Genomic DNA, 24,738 nt, shown 5'->3' with positions numbered 1-24,738 from the left:
GCGAAGACTAGGCTGACCGAGGCGCGCGCAGGATCGCGCGCGGGAGGGACGTCTGGCATGCCTCGAGGCCGGAGGGTGCACCAGTCCACACCGGAGAACGAGCGTGCGATTCTCGAGGCGGTGCTCTCGCTCGCCGTGACCACCGGCTACGAGGGCACGACGATGGCCGAGGTCGCACGGGTCTCCGGCCTGCCGATCGGCTCGGTGTACTGGCACTTCGAGAACAAGGAGCAGCTGTTCGCGGCGCTCATCGACTATTGCTTCGAGGTGTGGAAGGAGCGTCATCGCGGGCCCTCCAACCGCGCCATCCTGCACACCAGCATCGCCGGCTCGGCCGCCAACTCGACGAGTGCCGAGCACGCCGAGGAGGCGTTCTGGATCATCGGCCTCATCTTCGCGCTCGAGAAGCGACTCGAGGACAACGCGGCACGGCAGCGCTACCTGGCGGTGCGCGGCGAGATGTACGAGCTGCTCGTGGAGACCGTGGGCGCGGGTCTTCCGGCGACCGCTCTCGCGGCGGAACCCGACCTCGCCCGCAAGGTCGTGATGCTCGGCCGGGCTCTCACCGACGGCTTCTACATCTCCGCGTCCGCGGGGGACGACGTCGACTTCGTCGAGGCCGCGGCGCTGAGCGCGTTGGCCATCGAGAAGCTCGTGCAGCACTACGAGGAGATCGGCGCGCGGGCGCAGCGATGAGCGAGTCAACGAGGGTCGCCATCGTCGTCGGCGGGGGTAAGGGCATCGCCGCCGCCGCGCTGCGCGAGCTGGCGTCGCACGGCTACCGCGTGGCCGCGATGTCGCCCTCCGGGAGCGCGGCGGACCTGGCCCGGCGGCTCGGGGGCGTGGGCCTGACCGGTTCCAATCGCTCCCCCGACGATCTCGCGGCGCTGGTGCAGTTGGCCGTCGACGAGTACGGGCGCATCGATGCGGTCGTCAACGGCTCCGGTCACGCGGCCCGCAAGCCCGTGCTCGAGTTGAGCGACGAGGACTGGGTGGAGGGCTTCGAGCTCTATCTGCTGAGCGTCGTGCGCATGGCCCGGCTCGTGACCCCGCACCTGATCGCGGCCGGCGGCGGCGCGATCGTCAACGTCTCCACGAGTTCGCCGTTCGAGCCGAACCCGAACTATCCCGTCTCGGCGACCGTGCGTGCCGGCCTGGCCGCCTTCACGAAGCTCTATTCCGACGAGTACGGGCCGGCCGGGATCCGCATGAACAACGTGCTGCCCGGCTTCACCAAGGAAGACCCGACGACGGTGCCCGCGGAGTGGACGGCGCGGATACCGCTGCGCAGAGCCGCGAGCGCGCAGGAGATCGGTCGCGTCATCCGCTTCCTCGTGAGCGACGACGCCAGCTACATCACCGGACAGAACCTGCGTGCCGACGGCGGCGCGTCGCGTTCGGTCTGACCCGACGACAGGAAGTGGAACGATGACCCTTGGTGCGATCTCCGAGATGGGCTATATCGCGATGCGCACGCGCGACTACGACGAGAGCCTCGCCCTGGCCACGGGAGCGCTCGGGCTGCGCGTGACGCTGGATGTCGGCGACCGCGCCTACCTGTCGGCAGCCGACACGCACCACGAACTGGTCTACATCAAGGGCGACACCGACGGCATCGACCACATCGGTCTGGTCGCGGAGAGCGTCGAGTCCCTCGAGCTCATCCGGAGTCGACTCGAGGATGCCGGCTTCCCGATCCTCTCCCGCACGCCGTTCGAGCGTGCCATCGGCGACGGGTTCCTGGTGGAGGGTCCGGAGGGCTACCTCTTCCACATCTACACCGGCATGAGCTCGTTCCGGCACGGGCCGGCGGCGTTCGGGCCCGACCGCTACGGTCACATCAACATCCACCCGCAGCATCCCACCCGCATGAAGGACTTCTTCGTCGACCTGCTCGGGTTCATGGTCTCCGACGTCATCGGCAACGACTTCGCATACTTCGTGCGCTGCAACCCCGACCACCACGGCATCGCGCTCATCAAGGGCCGCGGCAGCCTGCACCACCACGCTTGGCAGACGCAGAGCATCGCGGACCTCGGCCGTCTCGGCGACCGGTTGTTCGCGCTGGGTCGCCGCCTGATCTGGGGGCCGGTGCGCCACGGCGCCGGACACAACATCGCGGCGTACTACGTCGAGCCCAACGGCACGGTCGTCGAGCTGTACACCGACCTCGAGCAGATCTACGACGCGACGAGGCCGCCGATCGAGTGGGCCGAGGACGACCGCACCTGGTTCAACCGGTGGGGCGTCTACAACGGCGAGGACTTCCGCTCGCACGGCGCGTTCCCGCTCGCGCTCTCCTGAGCCGATGGCCGGGAACTCAGCTGCGGGCGGTCTCCTCCGCCGTCGCCGCGAACTCGAGTTCACCGATGATCGCGATCGTCCTCATGTAGTGCTCGCGAAGCAGCGCCCGCGCGGTGGGTGCGTCGTGGGCCAGCACGGCGTCGACGATCGCCTGGTGCTCGGCCTCGATGTCCCGGGATTCCGCCCGCGGGGCCGGGGCCGTCCACAGGCGGTACAGGGCCGTCGCGTCACCGAGCGTCGCCGCGAAGTCGCCCAGCATCGGCACTCGGCAGGCCTCGAGCAGCTTCGCGTGGAAGGCCTGATGCGCGTGGAACCACTCGGCCGAGATGTGGTGCGGATCGTCGGGGACGCGCCGGGGCGTGCGCTCGAGCCGGTGGTGCACGGCGATGAGGTCGGATTCCCAGGTCAGGTCGCCGCGCTCGATCGACAGGGTGAGGCCGTACTCCTCGATGCGGCAGCGGAGCTCGCCGATGTCGCGCAGCTCGTCCAGGGTGTACTCCGCGATGTAGTACCCCCGATTGGGCTGGAACTGCAGCAGCTTCTCGCCGGCCAAACGGGTGAGCGCATCGCGCACCACCGTCGAGCTCGCGGCGTAGCGCGCCGACAGCTCGCCGATCTGCAAGCGTGTGCCGGGCGCCCACTGCGCGGCGAAGATGTCCGCCCTGAGCGACTCCCGGACCTCGCCGCTGATGGTCTCGGCGTTCTCCCTGCGTGACATGAACCTCAGACTAGCAAAGGGCATACCAACGCAAAGGATGCATTCTTTGCCAAAGAATGCAGTATTTGGATATGCTGACACCGGCGTAAGCGACGCCGACGAGAGACGCCAATGACGGCGAGAGGATGCACATGCGGTACGCGAGCTACCTGACCGAGACCGGCGAGGCCACCTGGGGCGCCGAACGCGATGGTGCACTGCACGATCTGGGGCCGACCGGACTCGCCGTCGCCGACACCCTGCAGGCCGCGATCACCGCGGGACTGCTCGCCCCCGAGCCGGCCCTCGACGGCGCCCCCGTGCAGGCCGTGGACGGCACACGATTCCTTCCGGTGGTGGGGATGCCGAACAAGGTGATCTGCATCGGCGTCAACTACCGCAGCCACCAGCAGGAGACCGGTCGAGCGGACGCGGTGGCGCCGACGGTCTTCACCCGCTTCGCCGACACGCTCGCCGCGCACGGCGAGGCGCTGCCGGTTCCGGCCGAGAGCACCATGTACGACTACGAGGGCGAGGTCGCCCTGGTGATCGGTGCGCCCGCCGACCACGTCAGCAAGGATGACGCGTGGGGCGTGATCGCGGGATACGCCGCCTTCAACGACCTCAGTGCGCGTGACTGGCAGCGCCACACCGGCCAGTGGACCCCGGGCAAGAACTTCCCCGCCAGCGGCGCGTTCGGCCCCTACTTCGTCACGGCCGAGCAGCTCGGCGACGTCGAGCAGCTCGTCGTCGAGACCCGCGTCAACGGCGAGGTGCGCCAGCACGCGAGCGTCGCCGACCTCATCTTCGACATCCCCTCGATCATCGAGTACGTCACCTCGTTCACTCCTCTCGCCCCCGGCGACGTCATCGTGACCGGTACCCCGGGCGGCGTCGGCCTCTTCATGGAGCCGCCGACCTTCCTCGTTCCGGGCGATGTGGTCGAGGTCGAGATCACCAAGCTCGGCACGCTGCGGAACGTGCTCGTCGGCTGACGATCATGCACAGCGCGCGGAGGTACGACGTCGTGGTCGTCGGCGCGGGTCCGGTCGGACTCACGGCGGCGCTGCTGCTCGAGCGCGGGGGCGCACGGGTCGCGCTGATCGAGGCGGCCGAGCGACCGGGCGACCTGCCGCGCGCGATCAGCATCGCCGACGAGACCTTCCGCATCATGTCGCGGCTGGGGATCGCCGATGCGCTGAAGGCGGAGTCGCTGCTCGACACGGGCAGCCGGTACTTCGGGCGCAACGATCGGCTGCTCGCATCATCGCGTCCGGTGCCGTCACGTATCGGGCATCCGGCGAAGTCGCAGTTCGACCAACCGGTGCTCGAGGAGCTGCTCTGGGATCGCGCCGCGAGCGCCCCCGGCATCGACTTTCTGACGGGCAGGCGCGCCGTCGCCATCACGCAGAACGCGACCGGCGTCACGGCGACCCTCGAGCAGGGCGACCCTGCGGCACCGGACTCGGTGACGGGCGACTGGCTGATCGGTGCCGACGGCGGACGCAGCTTCGTGCGCGACGCACTCGGCGTGCCCCTGGTCGGCTCGACCCAGCAGGAGCGCTGGATCGTGATCGACCTGCTCGATGTGCCCGGTCAGCGCGAGCCGTTCGCCGAGTTCCACGGCAACGGCACCCGGCCCTACGTGCTGGTGCCGGGCATCAAGGGGCGGCTGCGGCTCGAGTACATGCTGTTCGCCCACGAGGACCCCGACGTGATGACGGCGCCCGCGCGCATCCTCGAACTGGTGCGACCGTTCCATCCGCACGTGCGACCCGAGCACATCAGGCGCGCCGCGGTGTACGTCGCGCACCAGCGCGTGGCGCGCTCGTACCGCGTCGGTCGAGCCTTCCTGGTCGGCGACGCCGCCCACCTCATGCCGCCCTTCTCGGGGCAGGGTCTGAACGCCGGCCTGCGCGACGCGCTCAACATCTCCTGGAAGCTGCTGGAGGCGCGACGCGGCGTCGCCGGGCCTCGGCTGCTCGACACCTACCAGAGCGAACGTCGCCGTCACGGCGCCAAGATGATGAAGATCTCCCGTCGCACCGGCGCCGTCGTCATGGCGGTCGGTCGGGTGCGGGCGGGAGCTCGGGACGCGCTGTTCCGCACCGTCAGCGTGGTGCCCGCCGTGCACGAGTACCTGGCGAGGATGCGCTTCATCACCCCGCCGGACTACCGCAACGGCGTCGCGGTGCCGGCGTCGCGCGACATCGACCGCCGGCTCGCCGCGTGGGTCGGCTTCGCGCTCGGCCAGCCCACGGTGGCGGCGGCGGATGGCCGCACGTCACCCCTCGACGACCACCTCGGCGAGGGGTGGGCTCTGGTCGAGCTCGGGGGCGGAGCCGAGGCATCCCCCACCGACCCGTACTGGGCCGCGCTCGGCACGCAGTACGTGCGCCTGACGCGCGAGGCCGCATCCGCATCCGCCCTGCACGACACGGTGGGCATGCTCGCACTGCCCGATCTGCAACAGCCGCACTGGGTGGTGGTGCGACCGGATCGCTTCGTCGCGGCCGTGTTCACCCGCGGCTCCGAGCGCGCGGTCATCCGGGCACTGCGGGCCTACGTCGATCCAGAACCGAGGAGCAGCGACCATGGCAATGACGCCTGACGAGACCCCGCAGACCCGATTCGACGACCTGTTCTGGCAGTCGCCGTCGGAGGCCATCGACGAGGATGACGCGTTCCTCGAGCAGATCGTCGCCACCGCCGACCTGCCCGCCCTCCTGGCCGCGCTCGCCGCCGCCACCCGGGACGGCTCGGGCCTGACCGAGGACCTCGTGCCGCCGCTGACGCCGGTGGACACCGTCGGGCATCCCCACGGCGGCATGACCCAGGCGCAGCAGGAGCGTGCCAGGGCCGTCGCGCTGGCGGGGCTGCGGCGACTGCGCGAGCAGTCGATCACCACGGTGGATCTGCTGCCGCCCGCCGAGGTCGACGCGATCCTGCGCTTCCTCACCGGCGGTCGCGAGGGCTGGTTCGGCGCACTCAAGCACGAGCTCGACCTCGCGCCCGACAAGGGCGGTGCCCCGGACTGGAGCTTCGAGGCGGTCGCCGCGGGCCGGCCGTTCCGCGCGCTGATCGTCGGGGCCGGTCTCGCGGGCATCGCCGCCGGTCACCGCTTCGCGCAGGCCGGCGTGCCGTTCACGATGATCGAGGACACCCCCTACCTCGGCGGCACCTGGCGCAAGAACCGCTACCCGGGGGTGCGCCTGGACACCCCGACGTTCGGCTACTCCTTCTCGTTCGCGCAGCGCGGCGACTGGCCCCACCAGTTCGCGGAGGGCGGCGAGATCCTCGACTACGCCCAGCAGGTCGCCGAACGCGCGGGCCTCACCGAGCGCATCGAGTTCTCGACGCGGTTGATCTCGGCGCGCTGGAACGAATCCGACGGGCTCTGGGATGTCACCACCGACGGCCCGGCCGGCGTGCAGGTTCGACGGTTCAACGCCGTCGTCAGCGCGCTCGGGCAGCTCGATCGCCCCAACATCCCCGAGTTCGAGGGCGCCGACGAGTTCCGCGGCATCACCATGCACTCGCAGGAGTGGGACCCGGAGGTGGACTGGCGCGGCAAGCGCGTGGCCGTGATCGGCACCGGCGCGAGCGCCTACCAGATCGTGCCGGCCATCGCGGACGAGGTCGCTCAGCTGACCCTTTTCCAACGCAGCGCCCCCTGGATGCTGCCGGCGCCCACCTATCACGACGCCATGCCGGAGACCTTCGCCTGGTTGCGCCGCAAGGTGCCGCACTACGCCCAGTGGTACCGGCTCTGGGTCACGCTGCTGGGCATCCCCGGTCGCATCCACACGGTGACCGCCGAGGAAGGCTGGGCGGGCGCGCCGTTGAGCGTCTCGGCGAAGAACCAGCAGGTGCGCGACGAGCTGATCGCGCGCCTCACCGAGCAGTTCGAGGGCCGACCCGACCTGCTCCAGCACGCGATCCCGGACTATCCGCCCGGAGCCAAGCGCATGCTGCGTGACAACGGTGTGTGGGCCGAGGCGCTGCGATCGGAGCACACGGTGCTCGTCACCGCCGGCATCGAGCGGTTCACCGAGCACGGGATCGTCGATGAGGCGGGGATCGAGCATCCCGCTGACATCGTGGTCTACGCCACCGGGTTCAAGCCCTCCGACTACCTCGACGGGGTGGAGATCGTCGGGCGCGGCGGTCGTGAGATCCACCAGTACTGGGGCGGGGATGCCCGCGCCTACAACGGCGTGGCCGTGCCCGGCTTTCCGAACTTCTTCATGATGTACGGCCCGAACGTGGGCGGAGTCGTGGCCGGGAGCCTGCACTTCATGCTCGAGCGCGCCTCCGAGTACGCGCTGAAGTCGGTGCGCGAGGTGCTCGAGCGCGGCATCACCGCGCTCGACGTGCGGCAGGACGCGCTCGACCGGTTCGTCGGCTGGGTCGACGCGGAGAACCGTCGGATGTCGTGGGGTCAGCCGTACGTGCGCAGCTGGTACCAGAACGCGGCCGGCCGGGTCTCGCAGATCTGGCCGTTCACCAACGCGGAGTACTGGGAGCTCACCGAGCGGGTGCGCATCGAGGACTACGAGCAGCTGCCGTAGCCGCCCTAGCGGTCGAGGTAGTCGACCAGCTCGCTCGCCAGTCCCGTGTAGGTCTGCGGGGTGAGCACGCGCAGTCGGGCCTTGGCCTGGTCGCCGATGTCGAGACCGTCGATGAACTCGACGAGCTCGGCCTGACCGACCCGGCGACCGCGGGTGAGCTCCTTGAGCACGGCATAGGGGTCGGCGATCGAGCTGCGCCCGGCGGTGACCTCGGCGCGGATGACCGTCTGGATCGCCTCGCCGAGCACCTCCCAGTTGCCGTCGAGGTCGTCGGCCAGGCGCTGACGGTCGAGGTCGATCTCGCCGAGGCCGCGGGCGATGTTGTCGAAGGCCACGAGACCGTGCCCCAGGGCCACCCCGACGTTGCGCTGCGTGGTCGAGTCGGTGAGGTCGCGCTGCAGTCGGCTCGTCACGAGGGTCGCGGCGAGGGACTCCAGCAGGGCGCTGGAGAGCTCGAGGTTCGCCTCGGCGTTCTCGAAGCGGATCGGGTTGATCTTGTGCGGCATCGTCGACGAGCCCGTCGCCCCCGCCTGCGGCACCTGACGGAAATACCCGATCGAGATGTAGGTCCAGATGTCGGTGCAGAGGTTGTGCAGGATGCGGTTGGTGTGACTCATCGCCGAGTACAGGTCGGCCTGCCAGTCGTGCGACTCGATCTGCGTGGTCAGCGGGTTCCAGGTCAGCCCGAGCGAGGTGACGAACTCGCGGGAGAGTGCCGGCCAGTCGAGCGTGTCGTCGACCGCGAGGTGCGCGGCGAAGGTGCCGGTCGCGCCGTTGAGCTTGCCGAGGTAGTCGGTGGACTCGACGCGCTGCGCCATCCGCTCCAGTCGCGCGACGAAGACGGCGAACTCTTTACCCATGGTGGTGGGCGTGGCCGGCTGGCCGTGGGTGTGCGCGAGCATCGCGTCATCCCGGTGCGCGATCGCCAGGGCCCGCAGTGCGTCGATGACGCCGCGCAGCCGGGGCAGCCAGACCTCGCGCACGGCGGCGCCGATGGTCAGCGCGTAGGCGAGGTTGTTGACGTCTTCGCTCGTGAAGGTGAAGTGGGTGAGCTCGGCGATCGAGTTCAGGCCGAGGTCGGCGAGCTTGCCGCGCACCAGGTACTCCACGGCCTTCACGTCGTGCCGGGTGGTCGCTTCCAGTCGGGCCAGCTCCTCGATCTCCGCCTCGCCGAACTCCGCGGCGAACTCGCGCAGCGCTCGCGCCTGCTCGTGGTCGACCCGGGTGGATCCGAACAACTCGCGATCGGTGAGGAACAGCAACCACTCGACCTCGACCCGCACCCGCGCGCGGTTCAGCCCCGCCTCGGAGAGGTGATCTCCGAGGGATGCCACGGCGGGCCGATACCGCCCGTCGAGCGGGCTGATGGGCTGGTCGGGCAACGGACTCATGTGGCTCCTTGTCGGATTCCTGGCGTGATCTGGCGGAACAGTGCGCCGCAGGCCTTCTCGATCATGACGAGCACCTGGTCGAACAGGTCCGCGTCCGAATAGTACGGGTCGGGCACGTCGATCAGCGGCGCCTGCGTCGAGTCGAAGCTCAGCAGGGGCTGCACCTTCGAGCGATCCTGGTCGGTGGCGGCCCAAGCGCGCAGGATTCGCTCCTGGCTTCGGTCGAACACGACCACGAGGTCGAGGGTCGCGAACCAGTCCGGATCGAACTGACGCCCGCGATGCCCGGTGCCGTTGTATCCGCGAGCGGCGAGCGCGGCGAGCGTGCGATCGTCCGAGGGCTCGCCCACGTGCCAGTCGCCGGTGCCTGCCGACATCACCGCGACCGCGTGCTCCAGGCCGGCGCCCTTCACGAGACTGCGGAACACGGTCTCGGCCATGGGAGAACGGCAGATGTTGCCCGTGCACACGAAACAGATTCTGAAGAGCGCCGACTCGTCGAACGTACGGTCGAAGCTCACGCTCCATTGTCGCGCAGATTCCGCTCCTCAACACCGGGAGTTCTGCGACGTCATCCCCGGGCGCGAGAACCGTCGGACGTGTGCGGGGCGGCGCGCGGCATCCTGTCGTCGTGAGCCCGGAAGAAGAGATGACGTTGCAGACGCTGCAGACCCAGTACCGCGAGCTCGGCATCGTGCTCGATCGACTCGAGTCGGCACGCATCCGACTGCTGCCGCCGGCACCGCAATCCTGGCTCGGCGCCGCCCGGCACGCCTACGACGCGGCGCTCGACGGCGTCGTGACGACGACCGAGGCGGGTCTCGCCGCGGTGCGCTCGGCCCGGCAGCGCACCGCGGCCGCGATCGGCTGGATGCAGCGTGGCTGACACTCTCGTCATCGACGGCACCTCGGTGATCACGCAGGAGCTGCTCGATCGCGCCGAGCTCATGCGCGAACTCGCGCTGGAGAGCTTCGCGTTGCGCTCCCGGCTGGCGGGACTCGATCAGCTGCTGTCGATGTCGTGGCTGCAGGCCGTGGGTGCGCCGGTCGAGGCCGGGCGCGCGGAGCACGACATCGACCAGGCGCGCATCGTCATGGCCGAGATCGAGGCCTACGCCCGCGGGCTGCAGTGGGCGCTCGGCACCGCAGCCGACGGGTACGCGTGGGCCGAGCGGTTCGCCGGCTCCCTCGGCCAGCAGTTCGCTGGCGGGCTCGCCGCGCTGGCGGGGCGGCTGGCGCCCGGCCTGCTGCTCAGCGGTGCCGGTGCGGTCGCGCTCGCCGCGGCCGGCGGTGTCGCTGTCGGCGCGAGCGCCGCTCCGGGCGGCCTGCGCGGAACGCTCGACCGCGCGATGGCCGGCACGTCAGGTGGCGGGGGAACGCCCGACTGGCTCGAGCGGCCGGCGACCGTGGATCTCATCCGCGGCGCCACTCAGAATCTCGGGGCCTTCACGCTCGGCGTCACCGGTCTGCCGACGGAACTGGTGACCGCGCTCGCCGGCACGGGTGCGGGCGTCGCATTCGCGGCCGGCGGCGCGATGCGCGCGGGCTCGATGGTGGGCCTGCTCGACGAGACCCCGGTGCGCCTCGCCGGCACGAGCACGTCGGCGGCCGCAGCGGCGCCCTCCGGATTCGCGGAGCGCTTCGCGCGCATCCCAGACACCGATGAGACAGGCGGCGCTCAGGTGGTGATCGAGCGCTACCAGGCGCCCGGTGAGCCGGATCGCTTCGAGGTGTACATCGCCGGCACGGTCACCTTCTCGCCGGTGGCCGACGACGAGCCCTGGGACATGACGAGCAACCTGGCCAATGCCGCGGGCTATGGCGGCGGCTCCTACGCCTCCGTCACGACGGCCATGCGCGAGGCGGGCATCACCGCCGACAGCCCCGTGCAGTTCACCGGCTACTCGCAGGGCGGGGGTACCGCGGCCCGGCTCGCCGCTTCGGGCGAATGGAACACCCAGGGACTGGCGACGTTCGGGGGGCCGACCGGCCAGATCCGGATCCCCGACGGCATTCCGACCGTGATCGTGGAGCACCGCGACGACCTGGTGCCCGCACTCGGCGGCGCGCAGCTCAATCTCGGTGCCGTGCGGGTCGAGCGCGAGGTGTTCGCCGAGCACGAGGCGCCGCCGGATCTGGCGGTGCCGGCGCACCATGCCCAGTACTACGCGCAGACCGCGCAACTCATGGATCGCGAGTCGAACCCTCGGCTGACGGAGGCCCTCGCGAGCCTCGATCGCTTCGGCGCGGGCGCGACGACGATCACGAGCACCGCCTACCGCTTCGAACGGGTGCCCGAGGGCGAGGAGATCAGCTCCGGTCGCGGCCGATGATCGGGCGCAGGATGATGCCGATGAGCCAGGCGATCAGGCCGAGCACGAGCGCGCCGAGCACGCCCCACCAGAAGCCGTCGACCACGAGGCCGAAGCCGATCAGCGACGAGATCCAGTGCACGATCAGCAGCAGCAGGCCGTTGACGAGCAGCGAGATGAGACCGAGCGTGAGCACGTAGATCGGGAACGCGACGATGCGGATCAGGTTGCCGATGACGCCGTTGACGATGCCGAAGATCGCCGCGACCAGCAGGTACGTGACGACGACCTGCAACGTCTCTCCGGGGGCGAAGGGAACGACCTTCACGCCGGTGACGATGATGGTAGTCAGCCACAGGGCGACCGCGTTGATCAGAAGCCGCACGAGAAGTCTCATGTGCCCATGATGGCGTGCCGCTCGCGTCGATCGCAACGGTCGTAGTCTGGGTGGATGTCGTCGTCGCGAGTGAGACTCCGCCCCGAGATCGAGTCGATCGTGCCCTACCGTCAGGGTCGTACCGCGGCCGAGGACGCCTTCAAGCTCTCCTCCAACGAGAACCCCTTCCCGCCGATTCCCGCGGTGCTCGAGGCGATCGCCGCGAGCGCGATCAACCGCTACCCGGAGGGCTCGGCCGCGGCACTGCGCGAGCGCCTCGGCGCAAGGTTCGGCGTCTCTCCGGAGTGGGTTCAGGTGGGTGCCGGCTCGGTGTCCGTGCTCGCGCAGCTCATCAGCGCCGCCGCCGCACCGGGTGACGAGGTGCTCTACTCCTGGCGCAGCTTCGAGGCCTACCCGCTGCTGGTCGCCACATCGGGGGCAACGGCCGTGCAGGTGCCGAACACCGCCGATCATCGACACGATCTGACCGCCATGGCAGCGGCCGTCACCGACCGCACGCGCATGGTGATCGTCTGCAGCCCCAACAACCCGACCAGCACCGTGGTCACCGATGCCGAGTTCGCCGAGTTCATGGCGGCCGTCCCGGCGACCGTGCTCGTCGTCCTCGACGAGGCCTACGTGGAGTTCGTGACCGACCCGGATGCCGTCGACGGGGCGAGCCTCATCGGTCGCTACCCGAACCTCGTGATCCTGCGCACCTTCTCCAAGGCCTACGGCCTCGCCGGGCTGCGCATCGGCTATGCGATCGGTGCGGAGTACCTGATGGATGCCGCACGTGCGACCGCCATTCCGCTCTCGGTCACGGAACCGGCGCAGCGCGCGGCGATCGCCGCCCTGGAGCACGAGGCAGAACTGCTCGCGCGCGTGGCCGAGCTCAACGAGCGGCGGGAGCGCCTGTGGGCCGGCCTCGTCGAGCAGGGATGGTCCACCCCGCGACCGCAGGGCAACTTCGTCTGGTTGCCGACGGGAGTGCACACGGCGCACGCCGCCGAAATCCTCGCGTCCCACGGGATCGTCGCCCGGCCCCTCGGTGAAGGGGTTCGCGTGAGCGTCGGGGAGCCGGAATCTGTGGAGACACTCCTGCGAGCGACGGCGGAGGTTGTGGCAATCCTCTGAACCGAGCGATTGCGAGCCTGGGTTAGTATCGGGACGATGGCCTTCACCGCCGACACGCTTCGGCTTCTCGATTCCGACGGCAGCCTGATCCGGAATGATAGGACATCCGAGTACCTGCCCCTCATCGAGGCGCTCTCGGATGATCAGCTCCGGGACTTCCATCGCCAGATGGTGGTGATGCGCCGCGTCGACGTCGAAGCCGGCAACCTGCAGCGCCAGGGGCAGCTCGCGCTCTGGATTCCGAGCATCGGCCAGGAGGGTGCACAGGTCGGGTCCGGCTATGCCGCTCGCCCGCAGGATCACATCTTCCCTGCCTACCGCGAGCACGTCGTCGGTCGTATCCGCGGCGTCGACACCATGCGCATCATCGAGCTGTTGCGCGGGCTCAGCCACGGCGGCTGGGACCCCAAGCAGCACGGCAACTTCCACCTCTACACGCTCGTAATCGGTTCGCAGACGCTGCACGCCACCGGATTGGCGATGGGCCTCACCCTCGACGGTAAGACGCGCAGCGGCGACCCCGAGCGCGACGAGGCGGTCGTGGTGTACTTCGGCGACGGGGCGACCAGCCAGGGAGACGTGAGCGAGGCGCTGGTGTTCGCGGCGAGCTACCAGACCCCGCAGGTGTTCTTCCTGCAGAACAACCACTGGGCGATCTCGGTGCCGGTCACCCGGCAGTCGCGCACCCCGCTGTTCCACCGGCCGGCCGGGTTCGGCATCCCGGGCATCCAGATCGACGGCAACGACGTGCTCGCCAGCTACGCCGTCACGCGCACCAGCCTGGACGCCGCCCGCGCCGGCGAGGGGCCGCGCTTCATCGAGGCCCTCACCTACCGCATCGGCGCGCACACCACGAGCGACGACCCGACCAAGTACCGCGACGAGCAGGAACTGGAGTTCTGGCTCGCCAACGACCCGATTCAGCGCTTCGAGGCGCACCTGCGGGGCCGCGGCGAGTCCGACGCCTTCTTCGCGGAACTCGCGACCGAGGCCGAGGATGTCGCGGCCGATCTGCGCACCCGCACGCTCGCGCTCGGGGTGCCCCCGGCATCCGACATGTTCGCCCACGTCTACAGCGAGCCGCACCCGTTGATGGACGCCCAGGCGGCCTGGCTCGAGGCCTACGAGGCCGGATTCGAGGACGAGCGATGACCATCGAGTCCCTCAGCATGGCCAAGGCCATCAACCTCGGTCTGCGCCGCGCGATGACCGAGAACTCGCGCGTGCTGCTCATGGGCGAGGACATCGGCCCGCTCGGCGGCGTGTTCCGTGTGACCGAGGGGCTGCACGCCGAGTTCGGCGGCGATCGCGTGCTCGACACACCACTGGCGGAGTCCGGCATCATCGGCACGGCGATCGGGCTCGCGATGGCGGGGTACCGGCCGGTCTGCGAGATCCAGTTCGACGGATTCATCTATCCCGGGTTCGACCAGATCACCTCGCAGTTGGCCAAGCTCACCTCCCGTCACGGCGGATCGATGACCTTCCCCGTGGTGATCCGCGTGCCGTACGGCGGTCACATCGGCGCGGTCGAGCACCACCAGGAGAGTCCGGAGGCGTACTTCGCGCACACCGCGGGACTGCGCTCCGTGACCCCGGCGACGCCCCATGACGCGTACTGGATGATCCAAGAGGCGATCGCCAGCAACGATCCGGTGATGTTCTTCGAGCCGAAGAGCCGCTACTGGCCGAAGGGCGACGTGGATGACGCGGCCAGCGGTTTCCCGCTGCACGCGAGTCGCGTCGTGCGTGAGGGCGCCGACATCACCCTGCTGGGCTACGGACCCATGGTCAACGTGCTGCTCGCCGCGGCGGACATCGCCGCCCAGGAGGGCACGAGCGCCGAGGTCGTGGACCTGCGCTCCCTCTCCCCGATCGACTACGAGCCGGTGCTCGCCTCGGTGCGCAAGACGGGCCGTCTGATCGTCGCGCAGGAGGCCCCCGGGTTCGTCTCGATCGGCTCCGAGATCGCGGCGACGGTCACCGAGCGCGCGTTCTACTCGCTCGAGGCTCCCGTGATCCGGGTCGCCGGCTTCGACACCCCGTTCCCACCGGCGAAGCTCGAGAGCGCCTACCTGCCCGACGCGGACCGCGTGCTCGAGGCCGTCGACCGGGCGATGGCCTACTAGGAGGCAGTCATGGCACATTCCGAGTTCCCGTTGCCGGACGTCGGCGAGGGCCTCACCGAGGCGGAGATCGTCTCGTGGAAGGTCAAGGCCGGCGACACCGTCACGGTCAACCAGGTGCTCGTCGAGATCGAGACGGCCAAGTCGCTCGTCGAGCTGCCCTCGCCCTTCGCAGGGACCGTCACCGCGATCCTCGTCGAGGAGGGCGACACCGTCGAGGTCGGCACCCCGATCATCTCCGTCGAATCGGCGGGGGGTGCCATCGAGATCGTCGCACCCACGGCAGACGAGGCCGAGACCGGGGCCATCGTCGAGGCGCCGGAGGAGAAGTCGGGGGCGGTGCTCGTCGGCTATGGGAGCGCCGGGCACGCCACATCCCGCCGCCGCAAGAGCGCCGGTGGGGCGGCGCCGGTCGCGGTGCCCGCCGCCGCGAAGGCGGCGCGACCGGCGAGCGTGCCGGCGGCCGAGGCATCCGCGATCATCGCCAAACCGCCGATCCGCAAGCTCGCCAAGGATCTCGGGGTGGATCTCGCCACCGTCACGGCCACGGGCCTGGCCGGCGAGATCACCCGCGACGACGTGATTCGGGATGCCTCGCAGGCGAGTGTGTTCCGCAACATCCAGACGCCGGAGTGGGGCACCGAGCGCGAGGAGCGCATCCCGGTCAAGGGCGTGCGCAAGGCGATCGCGACGGCCATGGTGCAGAGCGCGTTCAGCGCGCCGCACGTGAGCGTGTTCAGCGACGTGAACGCCACCCGCACCATGGAGTTCGTCAAGCGCCTGAAGAACTCGCCGGACTTCGCGGGCGTGCGGGTGAGCCCGCTGCTGGTGATGGCGAAGGCCGTGATCTGGGCCGTGCGCCGCAACCCCACGGTCAACTCGAGCTGGACGGACAAGGAGATCGTGGTGCACCACTACGTGAACCTCGGCATCGCCGCCGCCACGCCGCGCGGGCTCATCGTGCCCAACGTCAAGGACGCGCAAGACCTGAGCCTGCGCGAGCTCGCGGTCGCGCTCGAGCAGTTGACCATCACCGCGCGGGACGGCAAGACGCAGCCCGCCCAGATGGCCGGCGGCACGATCACGATCACGAACCTCGGCTCCTACGGCATGGATACGGGAACCCCGATCCTCAACCCCGGCGAGGTCGGCATCGTCGCCCTCGGTGCGATCAAGCAGAAGCCGTGGGTGGTCGACGGCGAGGTGCGGCCCGCCTTCGTCACCACGGTCGGTGCGAGCTTCGACCACCGTGTCGTCGACGGGGATGTCGCGAGCCGATTCACCGCGGACATCGCCAGCGTGCTCGAAGAGCCCGCCCTGCTGCTGGACTGATTCGTCGGTTTGGCGCTCCGGGCGCCGGCATGCCAGACTATTGATAACGAATCTCATTACGGTTATCGACAGGACCCCATGAAAGCCCTCGCCCCCCTCGCCCTCATCGCCGCAGCGGCGCTCACCCTCGCCGGTTGCGCGGCCGAGACCCCCGCGAGCGACGATTCGACGCTCACCGTCATCGCCTCGACCAATGTCTACGGCTCCATCGCCCAGACGGTCGGTGGCGACCTGGTCACGGTCACGAGCCTCATCACGTCATCCGGGCAGGACCCGCACAGCTACGAGGCCTCCGCGCAGGACCGCCTGGCGATCTCTCGCGCAGACGTCGTGATCGAGAACGGCGGCGGGTACGACCCGTTCATCGACCAGTTGCTCGGCGACTCGACGGCACGCGTGATCACCGTGGTCGACGAAGAGGGTGCCGACCTCGCCGAGGATGAGAGCACCGACGACCACGCCGAGGACGACGGCCACGGTCACATCGAGGGTCTCAACGAGCACGTCTGGTACGACCTGCACGCGATGGAGGACTTCGCGGAAGACCTCGCCGGCGTGCTCGGCGAGCTCGACGCCGCGAACGCGGCGACCTACACCGCCAACGCGGATGCCTTCGCCGCCGAGGTCGACGCGCTCGCCGAGCGCGCGCACGGTCTCGAGGCCGGTCACGACGGCCAGGGCGTCGCGGTGACCGAGCCGGTGCCGCTGTACCTGCTCGAGGAGGTCGGACTCGTCAACCTCACGCCGGAGGCCTTCACCGAGGCCATCGAAGAGGGTGCCGACGTGCCGCCGACCGCGCTGCAGGAAACCCTCGACGTGATCGGCGGCGGAGACGTGGTGCTGCTGGCCTACAACTCCCAGACCGCGAGCGCCGAGACCGAGCGGGTGCGCGAGGCGGCCGAGGCCGCGGGCATCCCCGTCGTCGACTTCACCGAGACGCTGCCGGATGGTGAAGACTACCTCTCGTGGATGACGGCGAACCTCGACGCGATCGAGTCGGCACTGGCGTGATGCCGGCCCTCAGCATCGAGGGCGCCTCGCTCGGCTTCGGCGGACACTCGCTGTGGCGCGACCTCGAACTCGAGGTCGCGCCCGGCGAGTTCGTGGCCGTGCTCGGCGGCAACGGCTCAGGCAAGACCACGTTGCTGCGCGCCATCCTGGGACAGCAGCGACTGGATGCCGGCCGCATCGAGGTCGACGGACGTCCCGTGCACGGCGGCAACCGACGCATCGGCTACATCCCGCAACAGAAGCTCGTGCCCCCGGGCACGCCACTGCGCGGTCGCGACCTCGTCACGCTCGGCGTCGACGGGCACCGCTTCGGACTGCCGATCGTGACCCCGACGGTGCGTCGGCAGGTGGATGAGCTGGTCGCCTCGGTCGGTGCATCCGGCTACGCCAACCGGCCGCTCGGTGCCCTCTCCGGAGGTGAGCAGCAGCGGCTGCGGGTCGCCCAGGCCCTGGCCGGCGACCCGGTGCTGCTGCTGTGCGACGAACCGCTCGCGAGTCTCGACCTTCAGCATCAGCGCGGCATCGCCGACCTCATCGACGCTCGCCGCCGAAACCACGACACCGCGGTGCTGTTCGTCACGCACGACATCAACCCCGTGCTCGGGCTGGTGGACCGCATCCTGTATCTCGCGGACGGTCGGTTCCGGGTCGGCACCCCCGACGAGGTGCTGCGCACCGAGGTGCTGAGCGAGCTGTACCACTCCCCCGTCGAGGTGCTGCGCAGCGGCGGACGCGTCTTCGTCGCCGGCGCGCCGGACGCGGGCGGCAGTCACCACCATCTCGAGAGCGAGTCGTGATGGACTGGCCGACCCTCTTCGACTTCACCGACTACGCGGAACTGCTCACCCTCGTGCGCTCGTCGATCGTCGCCGCAGCGATCCTCGGCATCGTCGGGGGACTGGTCGGGGTCTTCGTGATGCAGCGCGACATGGCCTTCGCGGTGCACGGCATCAGTGAGCTGTCGTTCGCCGGCGCCGCGGGCGCACTGCTGATCGGCGCCAACGTCGTGGCGGGCTCGCTCGTCGGGTCGCTCATTGCGGCGGCGATCATCGGTCTGCTCGGCGCGAAGGCGCGCGATCGAAACTCGATCATCGGGGTGCTCATGCCCTTCGGGTTGGGCTTGGGCATCCTCTTCCTGGCGCTGTATCCGGGCCGCAGCGGCAACAAGTTCGGGCTGCTGACCGGCCAGATCATCTCGGTGGACTTCGAGCAGCTCGGCCTGCTGATCGGCATCTCGGTGGTCGTGCTGCTCGTGCTGCTCGTGGTGTGGCGCCCGCTCACGTTCGATTCGCTCGACCCGGAGGTCGCGGCGGCGCGCGGCGTGCCCACGCGCACGCTCTCGTTCGTGTTCATGCTCGTGCTGGGGCTCACCGTCGCCGTCTCGGTGCAGGTGATCGGCGCGCTGCTCGTGCTCGCGCTGCTGGTGACGCCGGCTGCCGCGGCGCTGCGGGTGAGTTCCTCCCCCGTGCTCGTGCCGGTGCTGAGCATGGTGTTCGGGCTCGTGTCCGCGGTCGGGGGCATCCTGCTCGCGATCGGCGGATCCCTGCCGATCAGCCCCTACATCACCACGATCTCGTTCGCGATCTACCTCGTCTGTCGCCTGATCGATGCACGCCGCGGCGCCCGCACCCGGCGGCGCGACCGCAGCCGGAATAGGCTTGAAGCGTGAGTTCGAAGCGCAACACCTGGCAGCGCGAGGCCGTGCGCGAGGCGCTCGGCACCTCGGAGGGGTTCGTCAGTGCCCAAGCGTTGCACTCGGCGTTGCGGGAGGCCGGGTCATCCATCGGCCTTGCCACCGTGTATCGCGCGCTCGCCGACCTCGCGACCGAGGGCGATGCCGACTCGCTGCAGCAGGAGGGCGAGAGCCTCTACCGCGCGTGCACGCCCGGCAGCCATCACCATCACCTGATCTGCCGCAACTGCGGGCTGACGGTCGAGATCGAGGCGGATGCCGTGGAGGAGTGGGCCAGAAACGTCGCCGCCCAGCACGGATTCACCCAGCCCCACCACATCGTCGACGTGTTCGGACTGTGCCCCGCGTGCACGGCGGCGGAACAGCCCGCGGGCTAACGCCGGGTCGACCAGGCGTAAGCGAGCGCGCCGAGCTTGGCACGGGTCAGGGAGCCGCCCTGCAGCACGTCGCGGATGGTGCGCAACGCGAACGCCGGACCCTGCACCACCATCGTGGTGACCACCGACTCCTCCCACGCCTGCAGCTCGTCGCGGATCTTCTCCGGCGGGCCGATCAGCGCGATCTCTTCGACCAGCTTCGTGGGCACGGCGGCCGCAGCCTCGGCCTTCCGCCCGGCGAGGTAGAGATCCTGGATCGTCTCTCCGGCATCCGCGTAGCCGAGCGCGTCGATCGCGTCGCGGTAGAAGTTGGCGCCCTTGGCACCCATCCCGCCCACGTACAGCGCGATCAGCGGACGCACGAGATCGGCCGCCTTCTCGACGTCGGGATGCGGGATCACCGGGATCTGCAGGGCCACCTCGAACTCGGCGCGCGGTCGTCGTGCGGCCGAGCGCAGCGCGAACCCCTCCTCGAGGTGGGCGCGGGCCTCGTCGAGCGCGTTGCGTGAGAGCAGGAACGGCAGCCAACCGTCGGCGATCTCCGCCGCGAGCGCGACATTCTTGGGTCCGCTCGCGGCGAGGAAGATCGGGATGTCGGCGCGCAGTGGGTGCACGGTGGACTTCAGTGGCTTACCGAGGCCCGCGGCATCCGGACCCGTGTATGGCAGAGGGTAGTGCGGGCCGGCGGAGGTGACGGGCGCCTCGCGGGCGAGCACCTGGCGCACGATGTCGATGTACTCGCGGGTGCGGGCCAGCGGCTTCGGGTAGGGCTGGCCGTACCATCCCTCCACCACCTGCGGCCCCGATGCGCCGAGGCCCAGGATGACGCGGCCCCCCGACAGGTGATCGAGGGTCAGCGCCGCCATCGCCGCCGCGGCCGGCGTTCTGGCGGAGATCTGGGCGATGCCCGTGCCGAGGCGGATGCGCCGCGTGTGCGAACCCCACCAGGCCAGTGGCGTGAAGGCGTCGGAGCCGTAGGCCTCCGCGGTCCAGATCGAATCGAACCCGAGCCGCTCCGCGGTGCGGATCGCCTTGAGGGCGCCAGCGGGTGGGCCCTGCTTCCAATACCCCGTCGAATAGCCGATGCGCACGTCCCGATTGTTGCAGATGCGACCGCGCCCGCGTACCCTAGACAGGTTGCGCATCCGCGCACACTGTGTGCCTCCCATGCACGTCCGGGATCAAGGCATGCCGACAAGTGATCTTGGGTGAAGCATCCAGCAATGGAAGCGTCACGGTAACCAGAACAGGAGTACCGCCATGGCAGCAGTCTGCCAAGTGACCGGAGCCGTTCCCGGCTTTGGGCACAACATCTCGCACTCGCACCGGCGCACCAAGCGTCGTTTTGACCCGAACATCCAGAAGAAGACGTACTACGTGCCGTCGCTTCGCAAGAACGTCACGCTGACGCTGTCCGCCAAGGGCATCAAGGTCATCGACGCACGCGGCATCGAGGCGGTCGTGAAGGACCTCCTCGCGAAGGGGGTCAAGCTCTAATGGCGAAGCAGCAGGACGTCCGTCCGATCATCAAGCTCCGGTCCACCGCAGGCACCGGCTACACCTACGTGACGCGCAAGAACCGTCGCAACAACCCCGACCGTCTGGTGCTGAAGAAGTATGACCCGGTCATCCGCCAGCACGTCGAATTCCGCGAGGAGCGCTAACCATGGCCAAGAAGAGCAAGATCGCCAAGAATGAGCAGCGCAAGGTCATCGTCGCGCGCTGGGCCGCGAAGCGTGCCGAGCTGAAGAAGGCGCTCGTCGACCCGAACGGCACCGACGAGTCCCGTGAGGCCGCGCGCCTCGGTCTGCAGAAGCTCCCGCGCGACGCGAGCCCCATCCGCGTGCGCGGTCGCGACGCGATCGACGGCCGTCCGCGTGGTTTCCTCAGCCAGTTCGGCGTATCACGTGTTCGTTTCCGGGATATGGCTCACCGGGGAGAGTTGCCCGGAATCACCAAGTCAAGCTGGTAGATTCCAAGCGGCTCGGGGGGTTTTCGCCCCCGAGCGAAACGCTCCACCGATAACTGCATGAGGTCCGAGGAGGACATCCCATGGCTGACAAGTCACTAAACCGTACCGAGTTCGTCGCGGCTGTTGCCGCGGAGTCCGGACAGAGCCAGGCTGCCGTCAGCGGCGTTGTCGACGCTCTGTTCTCCGTGCTCGCCAAGTCGGTCGGCGAGGGCACCAAGGTGTCGATCCCGGGATGGCTCGCAGTCGAGCGCACCCACCGTTCGGCGCGCCAGGGGCGCAACCCGCAGACGGGCGAGACCATCGAGATCAAGGCGAGCTACGGCGTGAAGCTCAGCGCCGGCAGCAAGCTCAAGGCCGCGGCCAAGTAACTCAGGCCACAGTCCCACCACGAAGGGCGGCACCCGCAAGGGTGGCCGCCCTTCGTCATTGGCGGCGAAGCATAGGCTTGCATGGTGCCCCGCCCTCTGTGGATCGCAGGCCCCGCGATCCTGCTGCTCGTCTCGTTCGCGGCGCTCATCGCCGCGCTCGCGTACGGTGGCGGCGCGGATGCCCCCGCCCTCGTCGACCCCGGCCCCGTCGTGCTCTACGGCCTGCCCATCGCCAAGCTGCTGGTCAACCTCGGCGGCGGAGTCACGGTCGGCGCCCTCGTGCTCACCGCCTTCGCGCTCGACCCGAAGCAGCCGGAGTTCGGTCGGGCGCTCGACGTCGCTGCCGCGTCGGCCGCGCTGTGGACGGTCGCCTCCGCGGTCACCGGGTTTCTCATCTACACCGGCAACTTCACCGGCGGGGTGAGCCTCGATCCCACGTTCGGCCAGAATCTCGGCCGATTCCTCACCGACACCGAGCTCGGTCAGGCCTGGCTGGCGACCACGTTGTTCGCCGCCGCGGTGACGGTGCTGTGCTTCGCGGTGCGCAACCTCAGCGTGCTCGTGGCGGTGCTCGCCCTCGCCGTCGCCGGTCTCTACCCGATGGCCTCCCAGGGCCACGTGGCGGGCGCTGCCGGGCACAACACCGCCGTCACGGCGCTGTTCCTGCACGTGCTGTTCGCGGGGGTCTGGCTGGGTGGGTTCGTGACCCTGGCCATCCTGCGGCCCGTGCTCGGTCGCGGTCGCCTCGAGGCGCTGCTGCCCCGCTACTCCACGGTCGCCCTCGTGAGCTTCGTCGTGGTGGCCGTCTCCGGCTACCTGGGTGCGCAACTGCGCATCGCGGAGCTGGGCAACCTGCTGTCGCCGTACGGCATCCTGATCCTCACGAAGACGGCGGCGCTGCTGGTGCTCGGGCTGTTCGGTGCGGTGCACCGCCGGGTCGTGATCGACCGGATGCGGCGCTCGGTCGCTCGCGCCTCCGGCTGGTTCTGGTGGCTGGTCGCCGCCGAGCTGGGGTTCATGGGCATCGCCTCCGGAGTCGCCGCCGCGCTCGCGCGGACCCCCACCCCGGTGCCCGAGATCCCGGCGTCGGAGCTCACGGCGCCGACCCCGGCGGAGATTCTCACCGGCAGCCCGCTGCCGCCGCCGATCTCGGCGACGAACCTGCTGACGCTGTGGAACATCGACCTGCTCTGGCTGCTGATCTGCGCGTTCGGCGTGTTCTTCTACCTGGCTGGCGTGTGGCGCCTGCACCGCCGCGGTGACCGCTGGCCGGTGCATCGCACCGTGCTCTGGGTGCTCGGCATGCTGCTGCTGTTCGTGGTCACGAACGGCGGCGTGAACCTCTACCAGGAGTACCTGTTCTCGGCGCACATGCTCGCCCACATGACGCTCGGCATGATGGTGCCGGTGCTGCTCGTGCCGGGAGCGCCGATCACCCTCGCGATGCGCGCGATCGTCAAACGCACCGACGGCAGCCGGGGCCCGCGGGAGTGGATCTCGCTGATCGTGCACTCGCGCTACCTGGCGATCATCGGCCACCCGCTCGTGGCGGCGGTGCTCTTCGTCGGTTCGCTGTGGGTGTTCTACTACACGCCGCTGTTCCGCTGGGCGACCACCGACCATCTCGGGCACGAGTGGATGATCGTGCACTTCCTCGCCGTCGGCTACCTGTTCGTGCAGGCGCTCATCGGCATCGACCCGGCGCCGAACCGCCCGTCGTACCCGGTGCGGCTGCTGCTGCTGTTGGCCACGATGGCCGCTCACGCCTTCTTCGGTCTCGCGCTGATCACCGGCACCGGGCTGCTGCTGGCGGACTGGTACGGCGCGATGGGCTGGGGCACGAGCGCGATCGCCGATCAGCAGGTGGGCGGCGGCATCGCGTGGAGCATCGGCGAGGCCCCGACGGTGGCCCTGGCGATCATCGTCGCGATCCTCTGGTATCGCGACGGCATCCGCGAGGCCAAACGCTACGACCGCAAGGCCGACCGGGACGGGGATGCCGAGCTCGCCGAGTACAACGCGATGCTCGCCGCGCGGGCCGACCGCGACTGATCACTCGTACTGGGCGGTGATGAGCAGCTCGTCGTCGTCCAGGAAGGTGATGAGGTAGCTCGTGGTGAACGACACGTCCTCGTCGAAGGTCGACACCGTGCCGTCGAACAGCGACCGCACCTCCACCACCAGGTGCGCCGCCGCGGTGGTGCGGGGCATGAGCCAAGTCAGGGGCTCCGGGCCCGGCACGATGGTCACCTGCGGGTAGCTGGCGATCGACCACTGCGGCGTGCTGATGATGCGGTTGGTGATCTCCTCACCGAACGGGCATCCGGTCGGCAGCAGCACCTCCTGCGTCGCGCACTCGTCGAGGTAGTCGTTGAGCTCCCGCTGAACCTGCTTGACGAAGGCGGCGTTCGGGCGCACGGTGACCGCGGCCGCCACGGCGGCACCCGGCACGGTCGCGGTCGCCGGCTCCGGATCGGCCTGCAGAAACGTGCTCTCGTGGCCGAGCACGGTCGTGCTCGGCGTGAAGACCAGGTAGGGGGTCGCGGTGTCCTGCGCCGGGGCGAGCACCTGCACCCCGTTGGCGGTGAAACGGGGATCGTTGCGCGGGGTCACCTGCAGCACCCCGATCGGGCTCGTAACGAAGTCCCAGGTCGCGAAGAGCCCGAACAGCGCGCCGCTGCTGCGCACCACGAAGGCCGACTCGTCGGCGACGCCGCCGGCCGTGTACGCGTAGGTGACGAGGTGCGTGCCGTCCGGCTGTGTCAGGTCGTCGATGAGCCGGATGTCGCTGAGCTCGCCCATGGCCGCGGCGACGAGCAGTTCGTCCGAGGCATCCCCCGCCTCCGGTCGCGGACCGGCGAGCTCGAGCGCGCCGTCCGCGTCGTGCCGGGCGAGCGCGTCGAGGTAGCCGCCGACGAAGCCGCCGGCGCTGAAGACGGTGGCCCCGAGCACGAGCACGGTGCCGAAGAACCCGGCGACCACGACGGCCAGGGCGACGCCCCAGGTGATGAGCACGCGACGCACAGTGTGCTCCTTTCACGAGAACTAGCCCACATCCTAGGCGGCGCACC

General features: G+C 69.7%; 27 protein-coding genes. 21 read left to right on the top strand and 6 right to left on the bottom strand.

What is annotated here, in order from left to right; translation table 11 throughout:
- Positions 1-75 precede the first annotated feature (75 nt).
- From PYV02_RS01140 to PYV02_RS01130, 3 genes are read left to right on the top strand one after another with little or no spacing between them, the layout of a single operon-like run.
- The gene (locus PYV02_RS01140) at positions 76-696 is read left to right on the top strand and encodes a TetR/AcrR family transcriptional regulator (protein ID WP_275755343.1); all 621 of its coding nucleotides are present in this window, start codon (positions 76-78) and stop codon (positions 694-696) included.
- On the top strand, positions 693-1,406 hold the full coding sequence (locus tag PYV02_RS01135; protein WP_275755341.1) for an SDR family oxidoreductase: 714 nt from the start codon (positions 693-695) through the stop codon (positions 1,404-1,406). The genes PYV02_RS01140 and PYV02_RS01135 overlap by 4 nt, the downstream gene beginning before the upstream one ends.
- 22 nt (positions 1,407-1,428) lie before the next feature.
- Positions 1,429-2,304: a VOC family protein gene (locus PYV02_RS01130; protein WP_275755339.1), complete on the top strand. Its 876-nt coding sequence runs from the start codon at positions 1,429-1,431 to the stop codon at positions 2,302-2,304.
- A 16-nt stretch (positions 2,305-2,320) separates the two neighbouring features.
- Here PYV02_RS01130 and PYV02_RS01125 read toward each other — a convergent pair whose 3' ends face one another.
- The gene (locus tag PYV02_RS01125; RefSeq protein WP_275755336.1) at positions 2,321-3,022 is read right to left on the bottom strand and encodes a GntR family transcriptional regulator; all 702 of its coding nucleotides are present in this window, start codon (positions 3,020-3,022) and stop codon (positions 2,321-2,323) included.
- A 131-nt stretch (positions 3,023-3,153) separates the two neighbouring features.
- On the opposite strand from PYV02_RS01125, the gene PYV02_RS01120 reads away from it, so the two are divergent.
- The 3 genes from PYV02_RS01120 to PYV02_RS01110 are packed head-to-tail and all read left to right on the top strand — an operon-like array spanning position 3,154 to position 7,572.
- Positions 3,154-3,996: a fumarylacetoacetate hydrolase family protein gene (locus tag PYV02_RS01120; protein ID WP_275755335.1), complete on the top strand. Its 843-nt coding sequence runs from the start codon at positions 3,154-3,156 to the stop codon at positions 3,994-3,996.
- Positions 3,997-4,001: 5 nt separating this feature from the next.
- A complete protein-coding gene (locus PYV02_RS01115; protein WP_275755333.1) occupies positions 4,002-5,612 on the top strand; it encodes an FAD-dependent monooxygenase in 1,611 nt (536 codons plus the stop codon).
- On the top strand, positions 5,596-7,572 hold the full coding sequence (locus tag PYV02_RS01110) for a flavin-containing monooxygenase (RefSeq protein ID WP_275755331.1): 1,977 nt from the start codon (positions 5,596-5,598) through the stop codon (positions 7,570-7,572). Before PYV02_RS01115 ends, PYV02_RS01110 begins: the two co-directional genes overlap by 17 nt.
- Positions 7,573-7,577: 5 nt before the next feature.
- On the opposite strand, the gene purB is transcribed toward PYV02_RS01110, so the two are convergent.
- Together purB and PYV02_RS01100 are read right to left on the bottom strand one after the other, a co-directional pair.
- Positions 7,578-8,963, bottom strand: coding sequence for an adenylosuccinate lyase (gene purB / locus PYV02_RS01105; protein ID WP_275755329.1), 1,386 nt, complete (start codon positions 8,961-8,963; stop codon positions 7,578-7,580).
- Positions 8,960-9,484 carry a low molecular weight protein-tyrosine-phosphatase gene (locus PYV02_RS01100; RefSeq protein WP_275755327.1) on the bottom strand — a complete coding sequence of 175 codons (525 nt, stop codon included), beginning with the start codon at positions 9,482-9,484 and terminating at the stop codon, positions 8,960-8,962. The genes purB and PYV02_RS01100 overlap by 4 nt, the downstream gene beginning before the upstream one ends.
- A 110-nt stretch (positions 9,485-9,594) precedes the next feature.
- Between PYV02_RS01100 and PYV02_RS01095 the strand changes: the two genes are divergently transcribed.
- Together PYV02_RS01095 and PYV02_RS01090 are read left to right on the top strand one after the other, a co-directional pair.
- On the top strand, positions 9,595-9,849 hold the full coding sequence (locus PYV02_RS01095; protein ID WP_275755325.1) for a hypothetical protein: 255 nt from the start codon (positions 9,595-9,597) through the stop codon (positions 9,847-9,849).
- The gene (locus PYV02_RS01090) at positions 9,842-11,296 is read left to right on the top strand and encodes a hypothetical protein (protein ID WP_275755323.1); all 1,455 of its coding nucleotides are present in this window, start codon (positions 9,842-9,844) and stop codon (positions 11,294-11,296) included. The genes PYV02_RS01095 and PYV02_RS01090 overlap by 8 nt, the downstream gene beginning before the upstream one ends.
- Here PYV02_RS01090 and PYV02_RS01085 read toward each other — a convergent pair.
- Entirely contained in the window at positions 11,274-11,672 is a 399-nt protein-coding gene (locus tag PYV02_RS01085; RefSeq protein WP_275755321.1) for a phage holin family protein, read from the bottom strand. The genes PYV02_RS01090 and PYV02_RS01085 overlap by 23 nt on opposite strands.
- Before the next feature lie 54 nt (positions 11,673-11,726).
- Between PYV02_RS01085 and PYV02_RS01080 the strand changes: the two genes are divergently transcribed.
- The 8 genes from PYV02_RS01080 (at position 11,727) to PYV02_RS01045 (ending at position 19,327) form a co-directional block, all read left to right on the top strand.
- Complete coding sequence (locus PYV02_RS01080) at positions 11,727-12,788, top strand: histidinol-phosphate transaminase (RefSeq protein ID WP_275755319.1); 1,062 nt, start codon at positions 11,727-11,729, stop codon at positions 12,786-12,788.
- Positions 12,789-12,824: 36 nt separating this feature from the next.
- Positions 12,825-13,940, top strand: coding sequence for a thiamine pyrophosphate-dependent dehydrogenase E1 component subunit alpha (locus PYV02_RS01075; RefSeq protein ID WP_275755318.1), 1,116 nt, complete (start codon positions 12,825-12,827; stop codon positions 13,938-13,940).
- Positions 13,937-14,917, top strand: a complete 981-nt coding sequence (locus PYV02_RS01070; protein WP_275755316.1) for an alpha-ketoacid dehydrogenase subunit beta — start codon at positions 13,937-13,939, stop codon at positions 14,915-14,917. The genes PYV02_RS01075 and PYV02_RS01070 overlap by 4 nt, the downstream gene beginning before the upstream one ends.
- A 9-nt stretch (positions 14,918-14,926) precedes the next feature.
- On the top strand, positions 14,927-16,246 hold the full coding sequence (locus PYV02_RS01065; protein ID WP_275755313.1) for a dihydrolipoamide acetyltransferase family protein: 1,320 nt from the start codon (positions 14,927-14,929) through the stop codon (positions 16,244-16,246).
- A gap of 78 nt (positions 16,247-16,324) precedes the next feature.
- Positions 16,325-17,257 carry a metal ABC transporter solute-binding protein, Zn/Mn family gene (locus PYV02_RS01060; RefSeq protein ID WP_275755311.1) on the top strand — a complete coding sequence of 311 codons (933 nt, stop codon included), beginning with the start codon at positions 16,325-16,327 and terminating at the stop codon, positions 17,255-17,257.
- Positions 17,257-18,054, top strand: a complete 798-nt coding sequence (locus PYV02_RS01055) for a metal ABC transporter ATP-binding protein (protein ID WP_275755309.1) — start codon at positions 17,257-17,259, stop codon at positions 18,052-18,054. Before PYV02_RS01060 ends, PYV02_RS01055 begins: the two co-directional genes overlap by 1 nt.
- Complete coding sequence (locus PYV02_RS01050) at positions 18,054-18,926, top strand: metal ABC transporter permease (RefSeq protein ID WP_275755307.1); 873 nt, start codon at positions 18,054-18,056, stop codon at positions 18,924-18,926. Before PYV02_RS01055 ends, PYV02_RS01050 begins: the two co-directional genes overlap by 1 nt.
- Complete coding sequence (locus tag PYV02_RS01045; RefSeq protein ID WP_275755305.1) at positions 18,923-19,327, top strand: Fur family transcriptional regulator; 405 nt, start codon at positions 18,923-18,925, stop codon at positions 19,325-19,327. Before PYV02_RS01050 ends, PYV02_RS01045 begins: the two co-directional genes overlap by 4 nt.
- On the opposite strand, the gene PYV02_RS01040 is transcribed toward PYV02_RS01045, so the two are convergent.
- Positions 19,324-20,418, bottom strand: coding sequence for an LLM class F420-dependent oxidoreductase (locus PYV02_RS01040; RefSeq protein WP_275755303.1), 1,095 nt, complete (start codon positions 20,416-20,418; stop codon positions 19,324-19,326). The genes PYV02_RS01045 and PYV02_RS01040 overlap by 4 nt on opposite strands.
- A gap of 169 nt (positions 20,419-20,587) precedes the next feature.
- Here PYV02_RS01040 and rpmB point away from each other — a divergent pair, with 169 nt between their 5' ends.
- From rpmB to PYV02_RS01015, 5 genes are all read left to right on the top strand, one after another.
- Complete coding sequence (rpmB, locus tag PYV02_RS01035; RefSeq protein ID WP_275755301.1) at positions 20,588-20,824, top strand: 50S ribosomal protein L28; 237 nt, start codon at positions 20,588-20,590, stop codon at positions 20,822-20,824.
- A complete protein-coding gene (gene rpmG / locus PYV02_RS01030; RefSeq protein WP_108518565.1) occupies positions 20,824-20,991 on the top strand; it encodes a 50S ribosomal protein L33 in 168 nt (55 codons plus the stop codon). Before rpmB ends, rpmG begins: the two co-directional genes overlap by 1 nt.
- 2 nt (positions 20,992-20,993) lie before the next feature.
- A complete protein-coding gene (rpsN, locus tag PYV02_RS01025; protein ID WP_275755297.1) occupies positions 20,994-21,299 on the top strand; it encodes a 30S ribosomal protein S14 in 306 nt (101 codons plus the stop codon).
- A gap of 80 nt (positions 21,300-21,379) precedes the next feature.
- A complete protein-coding gene (locus tag PYV02_RS01020) occupies positions 21,380-21,667 on the top strand; it encodes an HU family DNA-binding protein (protein WP_275755295.1) in 288 nt (95 codons plus the stop codon).
- A gap of 81 nt (positions 21,668-21,748) precedes the next feature.
- Positions 21,749-23,719 carry a bifunctional copper resistance protein CopD/cytochrome c oxidase assembly protein gene (locus PYV02_RS01015; RefSeq protein WP_275755293.1) on the top strand — a complete coding sequence of 657 codons (1,971 nt, stop codon included), beginning with the start codon at positions 21,749-21,751 and terminating at the stop codon, positions 23,717-23,719.
- On the opposite strand, the gene PYV02_RS01010 is transcribed toward PYV02_RS01015, so the two are convergent.
- Positions 23,720-24,691, bottom strand: a complete 972-nt coding sequence (locus tag PYV02_RS01010; protein ID WP_275755290.1) for a hypothetical protein — start codon at positions 24,689-24,691, stop codon at positions 23,720-23,722.
- Between the last annotated feature and the right edge of the window lie 47 nt (positions 24,692-24,738).

The organism is Antiquaquibacter metalliresistens (assembly GCF_029211225.1).
Taxonomy (GTDB): Bacteria; Actinomycetota; Actinomycetes; order Actinomycetales; family Microbacteriaceae; genus Rhodoglobus; species Rhodoglobus metalliresistens.
Note: the sequence above shows the minus strand (reverse complement) of the source record. Positions and strands in the feature narration are given on the sequence as shown.

Bases quoted from the DNA above. Each gene is read 5' to 3' on its own strand.
- PYV02_RS01135 (WP_275755341.1), top strand. From the start codon at position 693: ATGAGCGAGTCAACGAGGGTCGCCATCGTCGTCGGCGGGGGTAAGGGC.
- PYV02_RS01130 (WP_275755339.1), top strand. From the start codon at position 1,429: ATGACCCTTGGTGCGATCTCCGAGATGGGCTATATCGCGATGCGCACG.
- PYV02_RS01125 (WP_275755336.1), bottom strand. From the start codon at position 3,022: ATGTCACGCAGGGAGAACGCCGAGACCATCAGCGGCGAGGTCCGGGAG.
- PYV02_RS01120 (WP_275755335.1), top strand. From the start codon at position 3,154: ATGCGGTACGCGAGCTACCTGACCGAGACCGGCGAGGCCACCTGGGGC.
- PYV02_RS01115 (WP_275755333.1), top strand. From the start codon at position 4,002: ATGCACAGCGCGCGGAGGTACGACGTCGTGGTCGTCGGCGCGGGTCCG.
- PYV02_RS01110 (WP_275755331.1), top strand. From the start codon at position 5,596: ATGGCAATGACGCCTGACGAGACCCCGCAGACCCGATTCGACGACCTG.
- purB (WP_275755329.1), bottom strand. From the start codon at position 8,963: ATGAGTCCGTTGCCCGACCAGCCCATCAGCCCGCTCGACGGGCGGTAT.
- PYV02_RS01085 (WP_275755321.1), bottom strand. From the start codon at position 11,672: ATGAGACTTCTCGTGCGGCTTCTGATCAACGCGGTCGCCCTGTGGCTG.
- PYV02_RS01080 (WP_275755319.1), top strand. From the start codon at position 11,727: ATGTCGTCGTCGCGAGTGAGACTCCGCCCCGAGATCGAGTCGATCGTG.
- PYV02_RS01075 (WP_275755318.1), top strand. From the start codon at position 12,825: ATGGCCTTCACCGCCGACACGCTTCGGCTTCTCGATTCCGACGGCAGC.
- PYV02_RS01070 (WP_275755316.1), top strand. From the start codon at position 13,937: ATGACCATCGAGTCCCTCAGCATGGCCAAGGCCATCAACCTCGGTCTG.
- PYV02_RS01065 (WP_275755313.1), top strand. From the start codon at position 14,927: ATGGCACATTCCGAGTTCCCGTTGCCGGACGTCGGCGAGGGCCTCACC.
- PYV02_RS01060 (WP_275755311.1), top strand. From the start codon at position 16,325: ATGAAAGCCCTCGCCCCCCTCGCCCTCATCGCCGCAGCGGCGCTCACC.
- PYV02_RS01055 (WP_275755309.1), top strand. From the start codon at position 17,257: ATGCCGGCCCTCAGCATCGAGGGCGCCTCGCTCGGCTTCGGCGGACAC.
- PYV02_RS01050 (WP_275755307.1), top strand. From the start codon at position 18,054: ATGGACTGGCCGACCCTCTTCGACTTCACCGACTACGCGGAACTGCTC.
- rpmB (WP_275755301.1), top strand. From the start codon at position 20,588: ATGGCAGCAGTCTGCCAAGTGACCGGAGCCGTTCCCGGCTTTGGGCAC.
- rpmG (WP_108518565.1), top strand. From the start codon at position 20,824: ATGGCGAAGCAGCAGGACGTCCGTCCGATCATCAAGCTCCGGTCCACC.
- rpsN (WP_275755297.1), top strand. From the start codon at position 20,994: ATGGCCAAGAAGAGCAAGATCGCCAAGAATGAGCAGCGCAAGGTCATC.
- PYV02_RS01020 (WP_275755295.1), top strand. From the start codon at position 21,380: ATGGCTGACAAGTCACTAAACCGTACCGAGTTCGTCGCGGCTGTTGCC.
- PYV02_RS01015 (WP_275755293.1), top strand. From the start codon at position 21,749: ATGGTGCCCCGCCCTCTGTGGATCGCAGGCCCCGCGATCCTGCTGCTC.